Below are 21,463 nucleotides of genomic sequence, written 5' to 3'. Positions count from 1 at the left end.
CTCACTCGACCGGGTTCGCGAGGGCATTGACCGCCGCGGCCGCCATGGCGCTGCCGCCGCGCCGTCCGTGGACGACGAGGTACGGCACGCGGCCGTCCCGGGCCAGCGCCTCCTTGGATTCCGCCGCCCCGATGAAGCCGACCGGAATGCCGATCACGGCGGCGGGCTTGGGCGCGCCGGCATCGAGCATTTCGAGCAGGCGGAAGAGGGCGGTGGGCGCATTGCCGAACACCACGAGGGCGCCTTCCAGCCGCTCGCGCCACAGCTCCATGGCGGCGGCCGAGCGGGTGTTGCCGAGCTCCGCGGCGAGCGCCGGAACGCGCGGATCGTCGAGGGTGCAGATCACCTCGTTGTTCGCCGGCAGTCTTGCGCGGGTGATGCCGTTCGCCACCATCTTGGCATCGCACAGGATCGGCGCACCGCGCTTGAGGGCGGCCTCCGCGGCTTCCGCAAAATCGGGCGAGAGATCGATATCGGCCGGCAGGTCCGTCATGCCGCAGGCATGGATCATGCGCACGACGACGCGCTCCGCCGTGCCGGAAAAGCGGGAAAGATCCGCCTCGGCGCGGATGATCGCAAAGGAGCGGCGGTAAATTTCCGCGCCCTCGCGGATGTAATCGCGGGAGGTGCTCATCGCGGGCTCCCCGGAAAGGCGCGGCGCAGGTCGTCCAAAGTCTTTAGAGGCAATAGGCGGGTCATGAGATCGTCGACGGAAAGGTGAAGGGAGGCCGCATCGCGGCTGGAGCCGTTCGGCACCACGTCATAGCGGCCATCGCCGCGGCCCACCAGCGTGAGATCGGCCTTGCCGGGATGGGCGCAGCCTTTCGGGCAGCCGGACACGTGAAGGGAGGCGCCTTGAGCGAGAAGGCCCGTGCAGGCCTTCGCGATCCGCAGGGCATCGGCGGGGGCGGGCGTCATGGCGCCCGCGCAATCCGGCTTGCCGGGGCAGGCGAGCAGGGAGAGGCGCGGGTCAGACGGATCGGTGATGAAGCCGGTGCGGCCGGCCTCATCGATCAGCGAGGATACGTGATGGCCCGCAATGCCCGGCAGCATCACGCCGCGCGTGAAGGACAGGCGGATTTCTCCGGTGCCGAAGCGCTCGCTCCAGGCCGCCGCGTGATCCAGTTGCCCGGTGCTGCAGCGGCCGAAGGGAAGGGCGAGGAGAACGGCCTGCCCGTCTTCAAGCGGCATGGCGCCCGCGCGAGGGGCCATGGGGCGCCGGCGCGGAGCCGGGCATGGTTCGAGGGCGGCACGTTCCGCCAGTTCGCGAAGAAGATCGGGCTGAAGATCGCGCAGCCGCCGGGTTTCGGTCCGGCCCGTGCGCCTCATGGCCGCAAAGCCCGAGAGGATCATGTGAACGGCTTCCGGCGCCCGGGCGAGGGACGCCGCGCCGATCCCATGCAAGCCGTTGGATGAAGGCACGCCGAAAGCCATGGCGGCGTCCTCGCCTGTCGCCACCAGATGAAGATCGGCGCCGATGGCATCGAGCGGCATCGAGCCGCCGCCATCGACAGCCACGAAGAACTTTGCGGGCAGACCCTCGATGGCATGGGCTGCATTTTCGATGGCCTGCGCCAGGGCGAGGGTATCGCAGCAGTCGCGCGGATCGAGACCGGCGAGCGGCGAGAGAACGGTCAGACGGTTCGGGCCTTCGCCCTCGGGCTCGACCAGGCCTTCGCGGTCGACGAGGGCGAGCAGGTCGGGATAGGTGTCGTCGCTGACGCCGCGGATCTGCAGGTTGCCCCGGGCGGTGATGTCGAGATGGCCGTTGCCGTACTGCCGCGCAGCCTCGGCGATGAGCCGCGCCTGACCGGCGGTGAGCCTGCCGCCGAACGGGTGCAGGCGCACGAGCAGGCCGTCGCCGGTTGCCATCGGGCGGCGTACGCCCGGACACCAGCCGCGACGGCGCGCGATGTGGCCGTGAGCGCTCATTCGGCGGCCTCCTTCCGGTCATCGTCGAAGAAGGCTGCAACGGAATTGAGGCGGCTCTCCCACAGACCCCGCCGGCGAGCATCGGCAAGCCGGTCTTGGATGGCCTGGGCGGCGGCGGGATTGGCAGCGGTAATCTGCTGCCAGACCTGCTCGTCCGCGATCAGGGCCGTGAAGACGAGATCGAGAGCCGTGGCGGGAACGGCATCCGTCGTGGCGGCGAAGGCGAAGAGAGCATCCACCCCTTGGGCGATTTCCGCCGCGCCGCGCCAGCCATGGCGCAGCTGGCCCGCGATCCAGCGCGGATTCGTCAGGCGGCCGCGCACGAGCCGGTCGATATCTTCCTCAAGGGTGCGGGCTTTCGGAGCCTCGGGGCGGCTCGTGTCCAGGCTGTAGAGGGCCGGGGACGCGCCCAGCGCCTGGGCCGCCGCGGCGAAGCCGCCGATGGCATCCGCCGCCGAGTCGCCGTCGAGAATGTCGCGCTCGGCCACATCGCTCACATGGACGAAGGCCTCGGCCTGTTCGACCCTTTGCGGAAAGCTCTCATCGGCCTGCGCTTCGCCGCCGGCGCCGAAGGCATGGGAGGTGCTGTCGAGATAGGTGCGACCGAGATCGCGCTTCGTCCTCCATTCGCCGTCGAGCGCCTGCGCCGACACGCCCGCGCCATAGGTGCCCGGCGCCGATCCGAACACGCGCGAGAGCGTCTCGCCGCGTCGCCGTGCGGCGGCGAGTTCGTTCCACTCGTCCTCCTCCTCGAGCGCGGCGACCGCGCGGGCGGCCCGGTCGAGCAGGGCGATCTGATCCGGGAACGTGTCCCGGAAGGCGCCGGAGACCCGGACCGTCACATCGGCGCGGGGGCGGTCGAGGAGCGGCTGCGGCACGATCTCGAAGCCGGTCACGCGGGTGGAAGCATGGTCCCAGGTCGGGCGCACGCCCATGAGCGCGAGCGCGTGGGCGATATCCTCGCCGCCGGAGCGCAGCGTCGGAGAGGCCCAGAGATCCATCACGATGCGGCGCGGCCAGTCGCCTTCTTCCTGCAGATGGCGGCGCACCACCTCCGCCGCAGCACGCCAGCCGAGTTCGGTGGCGGCGCGGGTCGGGATCGAACGCGGATCGAGAGTCGCGAGATTGCGGCCGGTGGGCAGAACGTCTTTCTGGCCGCGCGAGGGCGAGCCCGAAGGGCCGGGGACGACGAAGCGACCGTCGAGGGCTTTCAGCAAGCCTTCACGCTCACCGGCGGCGCATGTCTTGAAACCGTCGGGGGCGCTGCCGAAGACATGCAGGCCGTCGCGGATCGTGACCTCGCCGAGATCGCAGAGATGGGCATCGAGCCGGGTCAGGGCTTCGTCCATCGGCATGCCGTCATCGACGCCGCAGGCGGCAGCAAGTCCGCTCGTCCGAGCACGCTCCAGAATCTCGTTCGCGACGAGTTCCGCCCGGCCGGGATGGAGCACCTGGGCGGATGAGAACTCCTCGACCAGCTCGCGCAGGGCGGCGGCCTCGCCGTGCAGGCCCGCTTCGCTCGTCTGCGGCGTGAGATGGCCGATGGTGACGGCGCCGATCCGGCGCTTGGCGGGAGCCGCCTCGCCCGGATCGTCGACGATGAAGGGATAGATCACCGGAACCGTGCCGATGGCGAGGCGCGGCCAGCATCGGCCTGAGAGCGCCACCGCCTTGCCCGGCAGCCACTCGGTGGTGCCGTGGGTGCCCAGATGCACGAGGGCGTGGATCTTCTCCAGGACCCTCAGACCGCAATAGAAGGCGAGATAGCCGTGGCTCGGAGGACATTCGGGATCGTGATAGAAGCCCTTGCGGTCGAGGCCGTGCCCCCGGTCGGGCTGCAGCGCCACGAGGACGTTGCCCGCACGCATGGCGCGGAAGCGGAACCTGCCGTTCCCGAAGGCAGGATCGTCCTCGACACGGCCCCAGCGCTCGTCGATCGCGGCGCGCTGCTCCTCCGGCAGCGTGTCGAGCCACGCGCGATAGACGACAAGCGGCACATCGAAGGATGCTTCGCCTTCGGTGAGGCGCGGCATCAGGTCGTCGGCCGTGAAATCACGCGCGGCGTCGTAACCGGCATCGCGCAGCAGATCGAGGATCGCGCAGGCGCTGGCCGGCGTGTCGAGCCCCACCGCGAAGCCGGCGCGGCCGCCGCGCGCAGGGTAATCCGAGAGAACGAGCGCCAGCCGCCGCTCAACGCGAGGCGTGCGGGCGAGGCGAATCCATGCGGCCGCCATGTCGGCGACCGCATCGATGCCGGATCCGTCCGGCGCCTGCACGCGACGGGAGAAGGCAAGCGCCGGGTCGGCCGCTTCCTCCGCCTTGAACGAGACCGGGCCAGCCACGATGCGTCCGTCGAATTCAGGTAACGCGATCTGCATGGCGAGATCGGCGGCGGAGAGACCGCGCGGAGAGGCTTCCCAGGCCTCCCTCGTGCTGCCGACCGGGATGGCCTGAAGGATCGGGCAATCGGCTTCGTCGAGCACGAAATCCGCATCGTCGCGGGACGAGAAGGCGGTCGTCGTGATGACGATGTCGGGACGGCGCGCTCGAATTGCGCTCCGAGCGACTGCAAGCGCTTCCGGATCCTTCAGGCTCGACACGGCGAGCACGAGCGAGTCGATGCCGCGCTCGTCGAGCGCCGCCGACAGAGCCTCGATGGCCTGCGTGTCGCCGGAGAGAACGGCGGAGCGATAGACGAGAAGATAGGCGAGGGGGCGTTCGCCGGAGAGGCGGGCAAGCAGGGCTTCGGGCGAGACGATGGGGCCAATCTTTCCTCCCCCTTGTGGGGAGGAGTTGGAGGTGGGGGTGCCGGCGCCTGTCCCGGATAGGCTATCGCTCACACCCCCACCCTTGATCCCTCCCCGCAAGGGGGAGGGAACGGAGCCTGCGCTTTCAGAGGCGTTCAATCTCCTTGCCACCCACACGAAAGCACGCGGCACGACGCGCGGCGGCTCGATGACCTGATCCGTCTCACCGATCTCAACACCGATACGCGCGAGAAGCCGGCGCATGTTGTCGATGCCGCCGGCCTGGAAATAGGCTTCCAGTTCATTGCAGAGCGCTTGTGGAACGGTCGCATAGGCCGCAAGCCGCGGATCGGGGCGGTCGTCGCCGGGCAGCACCGCGAGCTTCACGCCGCGGGAGCGGCAGGTCTCGGCGAGGCGTTCGATGCCGTAGCGCCAGTAATCGAGCCCGCCGAGGCAGCGCACGAGGACGAAGCGGGCTTTCGCGGCTGTCTTGTCGATGTAGAGATCGACGGAAAGAGGATGGCGCAGGCGGCGCAACGAGGCGAGGCGGAGCGAGGCTCCGCGCCCTTTCAGACGATGCGCAGCCGCCAGCGCGCCGAGGTCACTGTCCGCAAAGGAGAGGACGACGATATCCCCCGGGGGCTGCTGGAGGTCGATGGCCTCCTGGCCCTCATCGAGGGAGACCGTTGTGACCGGAAGGAGGTGCATGTCATCCCGCGCGTAAAGCAGCCTCGACGGCCTTCACGTCGAAGCCTTTCAGGCCGATCACGACCATGCGTCCGTCCCGCGCCTCGCCGGCCTTCCACGGCCGGTCGAAATGGTGAGCGATGCGCTGGCCGACGCCCTGGACCACGAGGCGCATGGGCCTGCCGTCAACGGGCGCGAAGCCCTTGATGCGCAGCACGCCGGCCGCCTCCGCCGCGCGCTCGACGCGGGCGACGAGCGCCTCCGGCGTGGCGACGGGATCGACGGGGATGGCGACGCTCTCGAAATCGTCGTGGTCGTGATCCTCGGCCGTCTCGTGATGCGAGGGGCGGGATTCGAGATCGGCCTCTGCGGCCGCGCCGAGGCCCAGCAGCACTTTCGGGTCCACCTTGCCGTGCGCGGTTTCGATCACCTTCACGGCGCGGGGCAGATGCGCGTTGATCTCGGCGACAACCTTGCCCTTGTCGCCGGCCTGCATCTGGTCGGTCTTGTTGAGAATGATGAGGTCGGCGCAGAGGAGCTGGTCCTCGAACACCTCCTCCAGCGGGTTCTCGTGATCGACGGAGGTGTCGGCGGCGCGCTGGGCTTCGAGCGCCTCCGGATCCTCCGCGAAGGCGCCGGAGGCGACCGCCGGGCCGTCGACCACGGCGATCACGCCGTCGACCGTCACGCGGGAGCGGATGTCCGGCCAGTTGAAGGCGCGAACCAGGGGCTTCGGCAGGGCCAGGCCCGAGGTTTCGATCAAGATGTGTTCGGGCGGGTTCGGCCGGTTGAGGAGCGTGTTCAGGGCCGGGACGAAATCGTCGGCCACCGTGCAGCACAGGCAACCGTTCGGGAGTTCGACGATGTCATCCTGCGTGCAGCCTTCAATGCCGCAGCCCTCGATGAAGGAGCCGTCGAAGCCGAGATCGCCGAACTCGTTGACGAGGACCGCAAGGCGGCGCCTGCCCGCATTTTCCAAAAGGTGGCGCACCAGAGTGGTTTTGCCGGCTCCCAAGAAACCGGTGATGATCGTGCAGGGGATCTTTCGAAGATCGCTCATGAAAGCTTGCCTTTCGGCGGCTTTTCCTCAAGCCGCGCTGTTTGCCTTGAAAGGGGGAATGCGGGCGACCACGCCTTTGCGGAAGGCCTCAGGCCGCTCGCGCCAGGGCACGAGGCCGTCGGACGTCGCCGCATAGCGGCGCAACCCGTCGAGGATGGTCTCGACCGAGGTCTCGGCATTCAGGTCGCCATAGATATAGGTCCAGCGCCCGCGACCGGAGACCGCGATGGTGCAGGGCCGCTTGCAGACGGACAGGCACTCGACCGCCTCCAACCGCACCTTCGGCGCGTCGGGATGCTGAAGCGCCTCCGTCAGGGCCCGGTGGAGGATCGCACCGGGCCGGAGCGCCTTGTCGTCCGGGCCACCCGCCTGGCGGCAGGTGACGCAGACATGCAGGCAGATCTCCTCATGGGTTGAGGTCATCGCTCTTGGGCCGATCCGCTCAGGCGAAGGCGGGCAGGGCCAGGGTCGCGACGCCCGTCACCAGGACCGCGAGACCCGCGAGGCGGACCTGCAGCGAGGGAGCGGCCAGCGAACCTTTCGCGAGAGAGCGGGCGACGAAGGCGATGCCCGTCGTCAGGGCCGTCTGAACGACGACGAGGCCGACGAGATAGGCGGCAAGCGGCGTGGTTTCCGCGCCGATGATCGATTCTCCCAGGGTATAGCCGTGCACGGCGCCGCCGGCGGCGAAGAGGGCCGCGATCAGGGCGTAGGGCAGGGTGGTACGCATGGTGGCTGCGATGCCGATGACGACGACGCTCAGCGCCACGAGCAGTTCGGCACGGGGCAGATCGGCGCTTGCAAGGTGCAGGCCGACGCCGGCTGCCATGGCCACGACCCAGAAGGCGGGGAGCGTGAGGCCGCGGGCGAAGCGCGCGGAGACGAGGCCGACGCCGACGAGGGCGGCGAGGTGATCGAGGCCGATGACCGGATGGCCGAGGCCCGAGAGCAGGCCCTGAACGAGGGTGGAAGGCGTCTGGCCGTCCATGGCGTGATGGGCCAGGGCGGGCGTCGCGGCGACAACGCCGGCAAGCGTCAGGGCAAGGAGGCGGGTCTTGGGCAGAATCGGTGCAGTCATCGTTCTCTCCGTCGGGAGACTCGTGTTGGGGGCCTGTTGCGCTTCCACGGACGGAACCGAACGACGGGAGGTCATTCGACTACGGTCACCATCGGCACACCCCGTCCGACAGACCCGATAGAAGCAAAGGCTGACGGCAGGTCTCCTGGCTCGCGGGTCGATGCTTTTCGCCGCCTTCCCGGGCATTTCAGAGCCCAGTGGCCTATGGAGCGAAGGCTCGCCGCTTACAGTTGCGGGGGCAGCTGCGGTGTCTCACCGCATTCCCTTTTCACCCCGTCGCCGGGGCACCGTCGTTACCATGCTTACCGGGGGCAGGGGCATCTTTCAAGCCTGAGCGTCGAAATCGTCCAGCCTTGAAATCCGGACCGGGGGTGTTCATGGTGCGACCCCTCCACAGGAAGCAGGATGCCATGACCCCGGACGAAGAGGCGCGCCACCGCGCCAAGATGATCAAGCGCAAGGAAGTGCAGGACCGGGAGGTCGCCTCGAAGACCATCGAGAAGGGGCTCCTCATCGTCCATACGGGCCCCGGCAAGGGCAAGTCGACGGCGGCCTTCGGGCTCATGCTGCGGGCGCTCGGCCGCGGGTTCCATGTCGGCGTGGTGCAGTTCATCAAGGGCGCCTGGGAAACCGGCGAGCGAATGGCCTTCGACCGCTTCGCCGATCAGATCGAGTGGCACACCATGGGCGAAGGCTTCACGTGGGAGACGCAGGACCGCTCCCGCGACGTGGCGGCGGCGGAGCGCGCCTGGGCCAAGGCGAAGGAGCTGATGGCCCGCGAGGACATCCGCCTCCTGGTGCTCGACGAGCTCAACATCGCGCTGCGTTACGAGTACCTGGACCTGGCCGAGGTGGTCGAGACCCTGAAGCGGCGCCGACCCGATCTCCACGTGGTGGTCACCGGCCGCAACGCCAAGCCGGAACTGATCGAGGCCGCCGATCTCGTGACCGAGATGACCCTGGTGAAGCATCATTTCGCCGCCGGGGTGAAGGCGCAGGAAGGCGTGGAGTTCTAGATGCGCGCGCTCATGGTGCAGGGCACCGGCTCGAATGTCGGCAAGCCGCTCCTGGTGGCGGGCCTGTGCCGGGTCTATGCGCGCAAGGGTTTGAGGGTGAGGCCCTTCAAGCCGCAGAACATGTCGAACAATGCCGCCGTGACGGCCGATGGCGGCGAGATCGGCCGCGCCCAGGCGCTCCAGGCGCGGGCCGCCGGTGTCGCGCCCAGCGTCCATATGAACCCGGTGCTGCTCAAGCCCCAGAGCGAGATCGGCGCGCAGGTGGTGGTGCAGGGCCGCGTCGTCGGGACCGCGACGGCGCGCGCGGATCGAGCCCCGAGGCGTCTAGACGCCCCCCCCCGCGAGGAAGGACAGCCCTTCGCAGGCAAGAACCATGGCCCACGGAGAGATTTGTCCTTCACGTGCAGGCGATTGACCGCTGTTGTAGAGCTTCGTTGCCCCACTGAACCAGGAGCCAGCGGCAAGCTTCTCGACCATCCATGTGACCGGGTGTCCGAGGAGCAAGGCAAGGAGTGCGTTCCGTCTTTCATCCGATGGCGCTGCACTTTCCGCTTTTCTTTTCCCACCTGCCTTCGCCGGCTTTGGCGCAGTCGCCAGTGCGTCGACTGCTTTCCGCCAGCCTGCCGCGAAGTCGCGGCGCCCCGCGTTGCCGCCACTGCCGAGGAGCGGATTGAAACTCACGCGAGCGTGGGGTACTGCGTGGGCGGCAAAGAGCGGCAGCAGATCCTCCCGGGCCTCTGCTTGCCAGAGCGCGAGCGGTACACCTGATTTGGTCTTCGTGCCCCTCTTCTGCGCGTCAGACCACGCCTTGTCGTATTGAGTCCACTCGCGCTCGCTTGCGACCCGGACGAGCTCGTCCAGCAGAACATCGAAAGTCGGCGGCCCACCGACGACGTGGAGTACTTCATCCCGCCACGCGATCCGCACGCTCGGCCACCGGCGAGACAGTACACGCAACAAGCCGAGCGACGCGAGGTAGTTGCCGAGGCTGTCCGCCGACAGGCCGGGCAGGGCAATCGTGGGAAGCCGAACTTCATTAACCATTGCGCACTGTCAACGGCGGAGCAAAACCAGGCCATTGGGCGGCGCAAAAGTAGGCCACTTGGCGGCGCATTCGGGGAACGTCGGGAGGGCGTAGCCCGACCAGAGTTTCCCGAATGCGGCGTCGGCGTTCTTATGGGGTGGTGTCGGCGGCTTTTCGGGCCCTGCTTTGCGCGAGGCGATAGCTGTCGCCATTCATCTCGAGGATGCTGACGTGGTGGGTCAGGCGGTCAAGGAGCGCGCCTGTGAGGCGCTCGGACCCGAAGGTTTCGGTCCATTCGTCGAAGGGCAGATTGCTGGTGATCAGCGTCGATCCGCGTTCGTAACGCTGGGAGACCAGTTCGAACAGCAGCTCCGCTCCGGTCTTTGACAGCGGCACAAAGCCCAACTCGTCGATGATGAGCAGCTTGTAGCCGGCCATCTGCTTCTGGAAGCGCAGCAGACGACGTTCGTTGCGAGCCGAGATTCAACGATCCCCTCAGAGACGGAAAGGCTATTGATGGCGCGGCGGCGATACGAGTCACGGATCACGAATGGTCGATGATCACCCCCTGCTTCCGAACAAGCCTCGCGGTGTGCCCCTGTGTTGATGACTGTCGGGTTCTCAACGGCATCTCCGGCGCTTCCGGACGGGTTCGCCGTGGGCGAAAATCCCCGAGCGTTACGGCCCGCCGACCACCTGCTACAGCCGCTTCTTTCGCTGGCACAAGGCGGGCGTGCGGGATCGACTGCCGGAGGAAATCTCCAAAGTCTAGGATGGCGACATCATCATGATCGATGCAACCTGTGTCTCTGTTCACCAGCACGGGGCCCCGGGAAAAGGGCTCTCGACGATGGCGGCGTGGGTCGTTTTCGTGGGGGCTCACTAGCAAGATCCACGCGCTCGTCGACGCGGAAACCCTCCGTCACCCTGTGTCTGACCGGCGGGTAAGTCCGCGACAGCGTTTGAGGGTTATTGAGTGACGGCGCGACCCTGCTGTGACTGATCGCCCTACGCAACCGGCCGAAGATCATCGTCAGCGACACCGGCAGCGCGTTCACATCAGACGCCATCCCAGGCCCATCAGAACCGACTCGGATGGCACTCATCGACAACGGCCGTCTGCGCGATGAACGCCTGAACGAGACGCAGTTCACTTCGCTGGCGCAGGCCCGGCCGCATATCCAGATCGACTGATCGTCGCCGGCGAGCTCGCCAGAACCTTCGCTCCGCGACGGTCGCTCGCGCTGCGCTGTGTCAACATTTCCCCGCAAGTGCCCGCTGCTTCACCTGCCAGTGCGCCAAAGCAATCGACGGGAAATCTGGGAGGTAACGTCAGGATGAATAGCGTCTTGTCTTGTCGGGGATCTTGGCCGCCGGGCCCCGATAGTCTGGCATCCCCATCCAGAACCTGTCATGAGCATGCACGCAAGGGAAGCGCCCCAACGCTTTCTAACAGGTTTGACAACCTCGCAAGTATTGCGCACGATGCAACCATAACGAGTAATGAGGGGGCGCCTGCATGGATATCAGGCAACTGAACGGCATGGTGGAGGAGGGGGCTGCGCTGCGTCGCCGCCAGATTCTTCAGCCGGTCGGCGGCAAGGGCGACAAGATCTTCCCGCCCACCTATCCCGGTCGAGACTCGCAGCCTCGGCATGTCTATGAGAAGCGCCGCGTGAACGGGGAGGACGTGTGGTGCGTCCTCGTCGACAGCGTGCAGTCGCAGGCCAATCGGCTGGAAGAAAGTCTTCTCGCTGCCATTGCCGATGGCGTGCCCATCCCACATGTGGAGGTTGATTTCACCGAGGCAGGACTCGAGGGCATCAGCCGGATCACCTCGCTTGATGCGCCTCATCGCGTCTATGACGCTATCCTTCGCGACAGCCTCTACGACGGCAAGGGGTTCATGGACAGCGACGTCGGCCAGCGGCTCGCGAAAGCAAAGGCCGAGGACGCGTCCGCGCTCCTGGAGATCTCCCCGACCGCGCTGCTGTTCGGCGCTTGGCATTCGACCGGGCAGGGCGGTGGGCTTGGCGCCAAGTTTGCCCGCAGCCTCGTTTCCGAGATCGTGGCGGTCAATGTTCCGGTCGAGGATGTGGTCGTGAACCCGCGGACCGGCGAGATCGACGTCCAAACGTCGGGGCGGCGCACCCGCAGCCGCATCGATCCGCTCGGGGTGCTCAGGAACGTCAAGGTCTTCAGGGGCGCAGACGACTGGAGCACGACGAAGGAAGCGGCCGGCAAGAACGCCAAGGAGGTCAAGCCTTCCGCGATCAATCACGGGAACATCCCCCCCTCGGTCCAGCCGCTCGGCATCACGTGCGACTATCTCGAGCACAGCTTCGTGCTGAGCTTCGCGGCACTGCGCCGCTTGCGTTTTGGCGGCGGGGTGAGGGACGCGGCTGGTCGTGCCCTCGTCGCGGCGCTGGGCCTTGTCGCGCTCACGGAGCAGGACGCGCGGGGCTATGCGCTGCGATCCCGGTGCGATCTCGTCTGTGACGGGAAGGCGCCGCTCGAGTTCGTCCGCCCCGATGGATCGACCGAGGCGGTCGAGATCGATCGCCCGCAGGCGCGGGCGCTCTACCAGGCAGCCTATGATGCTGCGCTTGACGCCGGCTTCTCCCTCTCACCCGAACCGCTTCGACTGACCCCGCAGGAGAAGCTCGTCGCCATCGTCAAGGAAAGCCAGCGGCTAGCGCTCGCACGCAAGGGGGGCGATGAGGACGAGGCGGGCAGCGATGACGTTGGTTCTAGAGATTGAATTTCTCTCGGGCGTCGCCTTTGCCGCCGTAGGACCGGACAGCACAGAGCCGGACTGGCCGCCGCAGCCGGACCGCATCTTCTCCGCGCTCGTCGCGAGCTGGGCCGCGCGCGGCGAGAGGGAGGACGAGCTGCGCGCCCTGCAGTGGCTGGAGGAGCTTGCGGTCCCGAGCCTCTTCGCGTCCGACGCAGAGCGGCGGCGGGGCGTGACCGTCTACGTCCCTGCGAATGACGCAAGCAGCGCCAAACAAAAGCACGCCCGCCATGTGCTGCCCGCCATGCGCAATCGGCAGGAGCGTGCGGGCGGTTTCCCCGCAGCGCGCCCGCATGATCCGGTACTCCGCCTTTGCTGGCCGAAGGCGCAGCCTGACGACGCGACCTTCTCCGCCCTGCAGGCGCTTGCGCACGACACTCCCTATGTCGGCCATTCCACGAGTCTCACGCGTTGCCGCTTCTTGCTCGACCCTGTGGTCGACCTCGAGAAGGCTACCATGCCCCGGCGCAGCGTCTACAGGGGGCGGCTCGAAGAACTGCGCGCGGCTTATGCGCGCTTCGAGCAATCTGTTGACAAGAAGGACCGGCCGCAGAGGGGCATGCGGGTTTTGCCGAGGCCCGCGCCACCCACAGCGCGAGCGAATGTCTTTGCCGATGGCGGGCAGTGGCTGATCCTTGAGCATGTGGGCGGTGACATGCCGGACGTCCGGGCTTCAGCCCTCGTGGCGCGGACGGTGCGCGACGCGCTGCTCAGTGGCTACCGGAAGATCGGCCTCGGCGACGACATTCCCGAAGTCATCAGCGGCCATGCCCCTGATGGCTCGCCGAGCCGGAATCCGCATCTTGCCATCGTGCCGCTGGCCTTTGCCGGCTTTCCCTATGCCGACGGCCATGTGATGGGCTTCGCGCTTGTGCCGCCTGCCGGCACGAGCATCCTCGCGCGTCCGGGAGCGCCGGAGACAGACGACACACGGGCGTTCCGGCGGGCGCTTCGCCAACTGACGAAGATCGATCAAGCCGGGCGGCGTGTGCTCGAGGTGAGGTCTGAGGAGCGAACGCCTCGCGAGCAAGCCTTCGGCGTCGATATGGCGCTGACCTTCGATCCCCCAGGGCCGGCCTCGCTCGATCCGGCACGCTACACGCGGCCGGCGCGAATTTTCGCAACTGTGACACCAATCGTGCTCGATCGCCACCTCAAGCGAAGCGGGGCCGAGCGCCTCGAGGAGGCCGCGGAGCAGATCGCCACCGCCTGCCGCAATATTGGGCTGCCCGAGCCCGAGGCGGTTGTGGTCGACAAGCATTCGGCGGTCGAGGGCGCCCCGTCCGCCTATCCGTCGGGGAGGGCTCCGCGCTGGATGAACTGGCGGCTGCCACCCTCGCTCGCCAGCCGTCAGCTTACTCATGCCGTGATCCGCTTCGCAGAGCCGGTCGAAGGGCCGGTGATCCTCGGGGCAGGGCGCTTTGTGGGGTTGGGGCTGTGCCTCCCGATCGACCGGAGGGGGGACGATGCTGCCCGTTGACGACTTCGCGGCGTTCTTCGAGGAGGTCCACGGATTCCCGCCGTTCCCCTGGCAGAAGTGCCTGCTCGCGGAGATCGTGGCGCGAAACGGGACGTGGCCGGACACGCTGGACCTGCCCACGGGCTCGGGCAAGACGGCGGCCATCGACATCGCGATCTTTCATCTGGCGCTCGAAGCGGAGCGCGGCGAGGAACGGCGCGCGCCCGTGCGCATCGCCTTTGTCGTCGACCGCCGGCTGGTGGTGGACGATGCTTTCGGGCGGGCGCGGAAGCTGGAGGCGGCGCTTGCCGCAGCCGCACCGGGCAGCGTCACCGCACGGGTGGCCGAGCGCCTGCGTCGGCTCTCCGGCGATGGGCCGCCGCTCATGGCCTGCCGGCTGCGCGGCGGCATTCCGCGCGAGAACGACTGGGCGCGCACGCCGTCACAGCCGACAGTCCTGTGCTCGACGGTCGATCAGATCGGCTCGCGGCTGCTGTTCCGCGGTTACGGTGTCAGCGACGTCATGCAGCCGGTCCATGCTGGCCTTGTCGGATCCGACTGCCTGATCCTCCTGGACGAGGCGCATCTTGCCGAGCCATTCCGGCAGACGATGAGCTGGGTGGCGTTTTATCGCGGACCGGGCTGGCGGGAGAGGGATATCGCCGCTCCTTGGGGGTTCTCCCTGCTGACCGCGACGCCGGGGAAGAGGGCGGGGGAGGCCTTCGCGCTCGACGAGGCGGACAGGGCAAATCCGGTCCTCAATCGGCGTCTGGAAGCGGCGAAGCCGGCCATTCTTCGCGGGCCGCTAAAGGGATGCGGAAAGGGCAAGGGCGCGGCTGAAACCGAGGGCGAAGGGGATGAGCGAGACAGCGGCGACGCCGAGCTTGCCCGCCGCTGCTCCGCGATCGTCGCCGAGGTTCGCAAGGCGCTCGGCCACTTCGAGGATGCCGGGAACGGCGCGCCCGGGCCGGCGATCGGCGTCGTCGTCAATCGCGTGGCGCGGGCCCGCGCCGTCTTCGAACGCCTGTCGAAGGAGCTCGCCGCGCCCCCTGACGACGAAAGCGCGGCTGCCACGCATCCCGAGATCATCCTGATGATCGGCCCGGCGCGGCCGGTCGATCGGGACGATCTCGCCGAAAGGCTGCAACCGATCCGCACACGCGCCTGGGCGCCGGACGAAAGGCGCGAGCTCGACCGGCCGCTCATTGTCGTCGCGACGCAGTGCATCGAGGCGGGCGTCGACATCGATCTCGACGGGCTCATCACTGAGGCGGCGCCGCTCGATTGCCTGCGGCAGCGCTTCGGCCGGCTCAACCGTGCCGGGCGCGATATCAGGCCCTATGCCGCCATCGTCGCGGACAAGACCGACATTGCCGCGCGCACGGACGATCCCGTCTATGGAAAAGCGATCAAGTCGGCGTGGACCTGGCTCGAGGCGGTCGCGACAAAGCCGCCGAAGAAGGGCGATGCTTTCGTTGACTTCGGCATTGAGGCGATGAAAGCGCTGCGGCCGCCTTCCGAGGCTCTGACGGAGAAACCCGACGCGCCGGTTCTGCTGCCAGCTCACCTTGATCTGCTGAGCCAGACCTCGCCCATCCCGGCCGCGGACCCAGAGGTGGCGCTCTATCTGCATGGTCCGGTCCGTCAGCCGGATGCGATCACAGTCGTCTGGCGGGCAGACGTCAATCCTGAGTGGAAAGACCAGAACGTCGCCCGCCTGCTGACGCTCGTGCCGCTGCGACCGGGCGAAGCCGTCGAGCTGCCTCTGTGGGCCGTGCGGCGCTGGCTTGAGGAGCGCGGGGCGTCGGCCGGGGATCTGGCCGATGTTCCGGCGCGCGCTGGCGATGATGAGGGGGCGGGCGGGAGGAAGGTCTTCCGCTGGAAGGGGGAAGACGAGCGGTCGCAGTGGGTCGCGCCGTCCGATCTGCGTCCCGGTGACACCATAGTCGTGCCGGCGAGCTACGGCGGCGTGGACGGCTTCGGCTGGAACCCGGTAAGCAAGGTCGATACCATCGATGTGGCGCAGAAGGCGGCCGAGCCCTTTGCGAGAAGACGTTTCGTCGTGCGGGTTGCGCCGGGCTTGCTGGAAGGTCGCGTAAGCGAGGGGGCGCTCGCCGGCATGCTCGCGACATTGCGCGCCGAGCGCGCGCAGAATGTGCGGCAGGCGCTGCTGGAGCTCGATCTGCCGGAGGGGCTCCGTCAGGCGCTCGAGCGGCTGGGCACCGCCAGGCGGCAGAGGATCGTCGTCGACTTCGGGGTCTATGGCGAGAACGAGAACGGTGAACCGCGCGGTGTCGTCCTGGTGGCGCCCTTCGGCATTGCCGACGCGGCGAAGGAGAACGCGGAGGACGAGGGGGGCGGAACGAGCTCGACCGAGGACGACACGGCCGGCTCCATCTTCGGCATGCCAGTGTCGCTCAGGCAGCACGCCGAGGATGTGGAAGCCAAGGCGGAAGAGTTTGCACGCCTCGTCGGCCTGCCGCCTGCCTACGCGGCGGACCTCGGGCTCGCCGCAAGCCTCCACGACCTCGGCAAGGCCGATCCGCGCTTCCAGGCCTGGATGCATTTCGGCGATCCGCTGGGGGGCAATCCCGATGATGAGGCCGATGTTCTCGCCAAGTCGGGCCGCCCGCTGCCGCCCATCGCGCGCGAGAAGGCCGGCCTGCCGCCTCGCTGGCGGCACGAGGCGCTGTCGGTGCGGCTTGCCCGGGACGACGCGCGCCTCATGGAGGCCAGCGATCCCGATCTCGTCCTCTGGCTCATCGGCACGCACCATGGGTGCGGCCGGCCGCTCTTCCCGCATGAGGATCCGACCGACACGCTGCCCTACGTCGGCCCGCAGTCGTTGGCCTTCGACTGGAATGGGCTCGACTGGCCGTCTCTCTTCGCGCGGCTCAAGGCGCGCTATGGCGTGTGGGAACTGGCACGGCTAGAGGCGATCCTGCGGCTTGCTGACCACCGGGCGTCCGAAGACGCCCGCGAGCGCATCCTTGGGGAGGCGCGATGACCACCACATCCCATCGCCTCGACGGACTGGAGCCGGACAACCTCCTCGCCTTCCTCGCACTGCTGGGGCTGCTGCGGGCGCTGGAGGCGGCCGACAGGGAGCTTTATCCGCGCGCTGCCTGGGATCTCGACGCGCCGCCGTTGCGGCCGCGGCTGTTTCTCGCAAAGGCCGCCACCACGGACGAGGTTGCCGAACTCGCCGCGAAGGGTGTCGAGCAGCTCGCGCAGGCCCATGATTTCGGTTCCCGCAAGGATCTCAATTACGCCCGTGAGGATGCGCGGAAGCTTCTCACGCAAGAAGCCCGGGCGTCTTCCCGCGATTGCCGGGAGCGTATCGACCTCCTTGCGGCGCTGATGAGCGACGGGGCCGTCAAGAACGACAAGGTGGAGCCGATCGATCCGACGCCGCTGTGCCTCATGTTCGGTCAGGGGCATCAGCACTTTCTCGAGCGCATCGCCGCTGTGCCGCGCGAGCCCGCGCCACCCCCGCGGGGAAAGGGCAAGAAGGCGGTGGCCCTGTCTGCCGCACAGTGCCTGGCCGAGGCCTTGTTCGCCCCCTGGCATCGGCAGGACCCGACACCTTCCTTCCGCTGGGATCCTGCCGAGGATGTCCGCTACGCGCTGATGGCGGGCGATCCGACCGACGATGCCTACAAGGGCGGCACCCAGCATGGCGCAAACCAGCTCGCCGCCGTGGGCCTCGCGGCGCTGACCGTTGTTCCGGAGGTGCGAGCAGGTCGAGCCCGCCCCGCGATCATTGGAGGTACGAGCGGTCGTGATGGCTTCTCCTTTGCCATCCCTATCTGGCGGGATCCTGCGACGCTTGCAGCGATCCGTGCGCTGCTGAGCCATCCTGACCTTCGTGAGCCGGAAGGGCTTTCGCATCTCGGTGTCGATCATGTGCTGGTCGCCGAGCGCATCTCGGTCGGCAAGTTCATCAACTTTGCGCGGGGGAGGCCGCAGCACGGCTGAACCAAGGCCATGACCGATCCCCAACTCGAGCTCCACCTTCCCGCACCACCCATCAGCGGCGACATGCCACTGATCCCGGCGCGAATGGTGAACGAGTTCGTGTACTGCCCGCGACTTGCCTATCTCATGTGGGCGCAGGGCGAGTGGGCGGAAACTGGCGATACGGTCGAAGGCAAACGCGTTCACGCGCGCGTCGACAGGCCCAATGCGCCGCTGCCGGCGCCGCAGACGCTCGAAGGCGATGGAGCACCGGAGGACGACAAGATCGTCAGTCGCTCGCTTACGCTCTCCTCGACGAAGATGGGCGTCATTGCCAAGCTCGACATTGCCGAGGCAGAGGACGGTGCCGTCACACCTGTCGATTACAAGCGCGGCAAGCGCCCACATGTGGCACAGGGGGCATATGAGCCGGAGCGCATCCAGATCTGCCTGCAGGCGCTACTTCTCGAGGAGCATGGCTACCGCGTCAAAGAAGGCGCCATCTACTATGCCGAGAGCAGGGAAAGGGTGCGCATAGCGCTTGATGATTCCCTGCGCATGGCAGCGCGGACGGCGGTCAGCGAGCTGCGCCTCACGGTCTCGCAAAGCCGCATTCCACCGCCGCTCAAGGACAGCCCGAAATGCCCGCGCTGTGCGCTTGTGACGGTGTGTCTGCCGGACGAAATGCGGGCCCTTTCAGGCTCCTCAATCGCGCCGCGCACGATCGCCGTTCCACCTGACGAAGCGCTGCCACTCGTCGTGCAGTCCCAGCATGCGCGGATCGGCAAGGAGGGCGAGGCGCTCAAGATCGTCGATGAGGAGCAGGGCGAGACGCTGGTGCGCCTCATCGACATCTCGGATGTGGCGCTGTTCGGCAATGTCTCGATCACGACGCCGGCGCTTACGGCGCTGCTCGAGCGCGAGATTCCCGTGACCTTCCACAGCCACAGCGGCTGGTTTCGCGGCGTCGCCCACGGCATCGGTCACCGCAATGTCGAAGTCCGCACGGCACAATATCGTATGAGCTTTGACGAAGCCGCGTGCCTCAGGTTTGCAAAAGACCTAGTCGCGGCAAAGATTGCGAACCAGCGTACCATCCTTCGACGCAACTGGCGCGGAACGGCAGAGGACAGGCAGGCGGCTCTCGACCGGCTCTCTGCTGCGAGACAGTCCGCCAATGGTGCAACGACGCTGACCCAGCTTCTCGGCATTGAAGGCGATGCGGCGGCTGTCTATTTCCGTGCCTTCGCGAGCCTGTTGAAACCGCCCAGGGACACGAAAGTCTCCGGTGAATTGGCGCCGTTCCGCTTCGAGGCCCGCAATCGGCGACCGCCTACGGATCCGGTCAACGCGATGTTGTCGCTGGCCTACGCAATGCTGACCAGGCATCTGACGATCACGCTCGCTTCGGTTGGTCTCGATCCCTATCGCGGCTTCTACCACGCGCCACGTTACGGCCGCCCGGCGCTGGCTCTCGATATTATGGAGCCGTTCCGCGCGATCATCGCCGATTCCGTCGTGCTGTCGGCGATCAACACCGGCGAGGTCGGGCCGAACGATTTCGTGGTGGCGGTCACGGGCACCGCGTTCACTCAGGCGGGGCGCCGCCGTTTTGTGGGAGCATTCGAGCGCCGGCTGTCGCAGGAGACGACACATCCCGTCTTCGGCTACCAGGTGAGCATGCGCCGCATGTTGCTGATCCAGGCGCGGCTGCTCTCACGCTTCCTGCTTGGCGAGCTGCCAAGCTACCCGCATTTTTTGCCGCGCTGAGCAAGCCAGATGACGGACGAACGCCTGTTTATCGTGACTTACGACATTTCGGACGCAAAACGCTGGCGGCGCGTGTTCAAGGTCATGCATGGATACGGTGAGTGGCTGCAGCTTTCCGTTTTCCAGTGCCGCCTCACGCGGCGGCGCCGCGCCGAACTCGAGACACGGCTGCGTGAGCTCGTCAGAAATGGCGAGGACCACGTGCTTCTGATTGATGTTGGGCCTGCGGACAGGATCGAACTGGCTGTGGAGAGCATCGGTAAGACGTTCGCCAAAATCGAGCGTCGCGCTACAGTCATCTAGTGGAATCTCATAAGATCGCTGCGGTTCCAGAAACGGGGAGGTCGGGCTGGCTGAAGGCGTTCCGCCGCTGCCGGCGGCTTTCGATCGGCGAAGTGCCGTTGGAAACCCCGCCCCCGCTCGATTCCGCTTAGATATTGGAATCGTTTGCTATTTGATATCGTTGATAGGATTATGCGGGGAGTTCGGCACGCTTTGCTTGTCCCTGATCAGGGGTGGTCGAAATCGTGGCAGGGTTGCCTGAATATTCAACGGGTTGTAGCGTAGGAGCATCCGAGGCAGAGATGCCTCGGCCTCATTGAAGCGGCGTCGACCTCGGCAAGCACTACGTGCCGTACCGGACGCATCCGAGGCAGAGATGCCTCGGCCTCATTGAAGCATTGGAACATTGTTCTCAATAGCTTGACCTAGAGCAGGCATCCGAGGCAGAGATGCCTCGGCCTCATTGAAGCGGACAGGCGCCGCTCGATGCTGGTTCGCTGGCGGCGCGGCATCCGAGGCAGAGATGCCTCGGCCTCATTGAAGCCCCGCCCGACCTTGGCATCATGTACCGCGAGCCGGCGGCGCATCCGAGGCAGAGATGCCTCGGCCTCATTGAAGCCCGTCGAGGCGCCGATGTCGATGACCGTGCCGCCCTCGCATCCGAGGCAGAGATGCCTCGGCCTCATTGAAGCGACGACGCTGACGTGATCGACGCGATCCGCGAGGACGCATCCGAGGCAGAGATGCCTCGGCCTCATTGAAGCCAGTATTTGCCCGAAGTTCACGCCAAGATAAAGCATGGCATCCGAGGCAGAGATGCCTCGGCCTCATTGAAGCAACCGATCATCCTCCCCCACGCCCCGGCGCTGATAGGCGAGGCATCCGAGGCAGAGATGCCTCGGCCTCATTGAAGCGCGGTAGCAGCGTCCATCTTCTGCAGGGAGCGGAGCCGCATCCGAGGCAGAGATGCCTCGGCCTCATTGAAGCACGGCCACCACCACCCCGACCACCTGCGCGGCGCGGCCGCATCCGAGGCAGAGATGCCTCGGCCTCATTGAAGCAGGTTCCACTCTTCCTGCCCGAAACCCTGCGTGGCGAGCATCCGAGGCAGAGATGCCTCGGCCTCATTGAAGCGCCGCCGCTACGACTACGCCCGCGAAGCAATGCCCCGCGAAGCATCCGAGGCAGAGATGCCTCGGCCTCATTGAAGCGAGAACTTCTTCGATCACATCATGCCGGCCTCGCGCCGCATCCGAGGCAGAGATGCCTCGGCCTCATTGAAGCCACGCCGGCCCGTTTGCCATGAGCTGCGCTTTCTCGGCATCCGAGGCAGAGATGCCTCGGCCTCATTGAAGCGCGAGCATGTCGCAGGACGAATTCGAGGAATGGTTCAAGCATCCGAGGCAGAGATGCCTCGGCCTCATTGAAGCTCCCGGATCAGAATGATGGTGTAGAGCGCGATCACCGCGGCATCCGAGGCAGAGATGCCTCGGCCTCATTGAAGCAGCCCCACGTTTGGCTGCCCCGGCTTGCACCCGTACCAGCATCCGAGGCAGAGATGCCTCGATGATGTCCCGGGGCGTGGTGTAGCAGGATAGCGTCGGTCACCAGTGTTTTTCCGGTAGGGTCGGGTTGTTCAAGCTCAACCTGATGGAAA

15 protein-coding genes, 2 pseudogenes, 1 CRISPR repeat array and 1 riboswitch are annotated in these 21,463 nt (G+C 67.0%); of the genes and pseudogenes, 10 read left to right on the top strand and 7 right to left on the bottom strand.

The genetic code is table 11. The features are described 5' to 3' along the window. Window position 1: 1 nt before the first annotated feature. Genes HNQ73_RS03310 through HNQ73_RS03285 form a run of 6 tightly spaced genes read right to left on the bottom strand, consistent with a single transcriptional unit; the run spans window position 2 to window position 7,504 of the window. Window positions 2-634 carry a precorrin-8X methylmutase gene (locus tag HNQ73_RS03310; RefSeq protein ID WP_183332263.1) on the bottom strand — a complete coding sequence of 211 codons (633 nt, stop codon included), beginning with the start codon at window positions 632-634 and terminating at the stop codon, window positions 2-4. Next, a complete protein-coding gene (gene cobG, locus HNQ73_RS03305; RefSeq protein WP_183332261.1) occupies window positions 631-1,932 on the bottom strand; it encodes a precorrin-3B synthase in 1,302 nt (433 codons plus the stop codon). The genes HNQ73_RS03310 and cobG overlap by 4 nt, the downstream gene beginning before the upstream one ends. After that, window positions 1,929-5,387 carry a cobaltochelatase subunit CobN gene (gene cobN / locus HNQ73_RS03300; protein WP_183332259.1) on the bottom strand — a complete coding sequence of 1,153 codons (3,459 nt, stop codon included), beginning with the start codon at window positions 5,385-5,387 and terminating at the stop codon, window positions 1,929-1,931. Before cobN ends, cobG begins: the two co-directional genes overlap by 4 nt. A gap of 1 nt (window position 5,388) precedes the next feature. Then, window positions 5,389-6,426 (bottom strand): cobalamin biosynthesis protein CobW, encoded by a 1,038-nt coding sequence (gene cobW / locus HNQ73_RS03295; RefSeq protein WP_183332257.1) that lies wholly within the window; start codon window positions 6,424-6,426, stop codon window positions 5,389-5,391. Window positions 6,427-6,453: 27 nt separating this feature from the next. Continuing rightward, the gene (locus HNQ73_RS03290; protein WP_183332255.1) at window positions 6,454-6,849 is read right to left on the bottom strand and encodes a DUF1636 family protein; all 396 of its coding nucleotides are present in this window, start codon (window positions 6,847-6,849) and stop codon (window positions 6,454-6,456) included. Between the two features lie 19 nt (window positions 6,850-6,868). Then, window positions 6,869-7,504 carry a HupE/UreJ family protein gene (locus HNQ73_RS03285; protein ID WP_183332253.1) on the bottom strand — a complete coding sequence of 212 codons (636 nt, stop codon included), beginning with the start codon at window positions 7,502-7,504 and terminating at the stop codon, window positions 6,869-6,871. A 118-nt stretch (window positions 7,505-7,622) separates the two neighbouring features. Continuing rightward, window positions 7,623-7,811, bottom strand: a riboswitch (cobalamin riboswitch). A 103-nt stretch (window positions 7,812-7,914) separates the two neighbouring features. On the opposite strand from HNQ73_RS03285, the gene cobO reads away from it, so the two are divergent. Together cobO and HNQ73_RS17875 are read left to right on the top strand one after the other, a co-directional pair. Then, a complete protein-coding gene (cobO, locus tag HNQ73_RS03280; protein WP_183332251.1) occupies window positions 7,915-8,520 on the top strand; it encodes a cob(I)yrinic acid a,c-diamide adenosyltransferase in 606 nt (201 codons plus the stop codon). Then, the gene (locus HNQ73_RS17875; protein WP_244649856.1) at window positions 8,521-9,288 is read left to right on the top strand and encodes a nucleotide-binding protein; all 768 of its coding nucleotides are present in this window, start codon (window positions 8,521-8,523) and stop codon (window positions 9,286-9,288) included. A gap of 406 nt (window positions 9,289-9,694) precedes the next feature. Here HNQ73_RS17875 and HNQ73_RS03270 read toward each other — a convergent pair. Beyond that, a pseudogene (locus tag HNQ73_RS03270) lies at window positions 9,695-10,027 on the bottom strand (ATP-binding protein); the annotation flags it as partial. Between the two features lie 33 nt (window positions 10,028-10,060). On the opposite strand from HNQ73_RS03270, the pseudogene HNQ73_RS03265 reads away from it, so the two are divergent. The 8 genes and pseudogenes from HNQ73_RS03265 to cas2 all read left to right on the top strand — a co-directional run. Then, a pseudogene (locus HNQ73_RS03265) lies at window positions 10,061-10,489 on the top strand (IS5 family transposase); the annotation flags it as partial. Between the two features lie 150 nt (window positions 10,490-10,639). Then, the gene (locus HNQ73_RS18265) at window positions 10,640-10,738 is read left to right on the top strand and encodes a transposase (protein WP_244649854.1); all 99 of its coding nucleotides are present in this window, start codon (window positions 10,640-10,642) and stop codon (window positions 10,736-10,738) included. Between the two features lie 349 nt (window positions 10,739-11,087). Beyond that, window positions 11,088-12,305 (top strand): type I-G CRISPR-associated RAMP protein Csb1/Cas7g, encoded by a 1,218-nt coding sequence (gene cas7g, locus HNQ73_RS03260; RefSeq protein ID WP_210304925.1) that lies wholly within the window; start codon window positions 11,088-11,090, stop codon window positions 12,303-12,305. After that, entirely contained in the window at window positions 12,283-13,818 is a 1,536-nt protein-coding gene (gene csb2 / locus HNQ73_RS03255) for a type I-G CRISPR-associated protein Csb2 (protein WP_183332247.1), read from the top strand. Before cas7g ends, csb2 begins: the two co-directional genes overlap by 23 nt. Beyond that, window positions 13,805-16,804 (top strand): type I-G CRISPR-associated helicase/endonuclease Cas3g, encoded by a 3,000-nt coding sequence (gene cas3g / locus HNQ73_RS03250; RefSeq protein WP_183332245.1) that lies wholly within the window; start codon window positions 13,805-13,807, stop codon window positions 16,802-16,804. The genes csb2 and cas3g overlap by 14 nt, the downstream gene beginning before the upstream one ends. Next, a complete protein-coding gene (locus tag HNQ73_RS03245) occupies window positions 16,801-17,775 on the top strand; it encodes a type I-G CRISPR-associated protein, Cas3-extension family (RefSeq protein ID WP_183332243.1) in 975 nt (324 codons plus the stop codon). The genes cas3g and HNQ73_RS03245 overlap by 4 nt, the downstream gene beginning before the upstream one ends. 9 nt (window positions 17,776-17,784) lie before the next feature. Beyond that, window positions 17,785-19,524 (top strand): CRISPR-associated endonuclease Cas4g/Cas1g, encoded by a 1,740-nt coding sequence (gene cas4g/cas1g, locus HNQ73_RS03240; protein ID WP_183332241.1) that lies wholly within the window; start codon window positions 17,785-17,787, stop codon window positions 19,522-19,524. Window positions 19,525-19,533: 9 nt separating this feature from the next. Further along, complete coding sequence (cas2, locus tag HNQ73_RS03235) at window positions 19,534-19,827, top strand: CRISPR-associated endonuclease Cas2 (RefSeq protein WP_183332239.1); 294 nt, start codon at window positions 19,534-19,536, stop codon at window positions 19,825-19,827. Between the two features lie 266 nt (window positions 19,828-20,093). Continuing rightward, window positions 20,094-21,311: direct repeats of the CRISPR family, unit length 36 nt; unit sequence GCATCCGAGGCAGAGATGCCTCGGCCTCATTGAAGC. Between the last annotated feature and the right edge of the window lie 152 nt (window positions 21,312-21,463).

Source organism: Chelatococcus composti, from assembly GCF_014201415.1.
In the GTDB taxonomy this organism is placed as follows: domain Bacteria; phylum Pseudomonadota; class Alphaproteobacteria; order Rhizobiales; family Beijerinckiaceae; genus Chelatococcus_A; species Chelatococcus_A composti.
The sequence above is the reverse complement of the archived record's forward strand: the minus strand, read 5'-3'. Positions and strand labels throughout refer to the sequence as shown.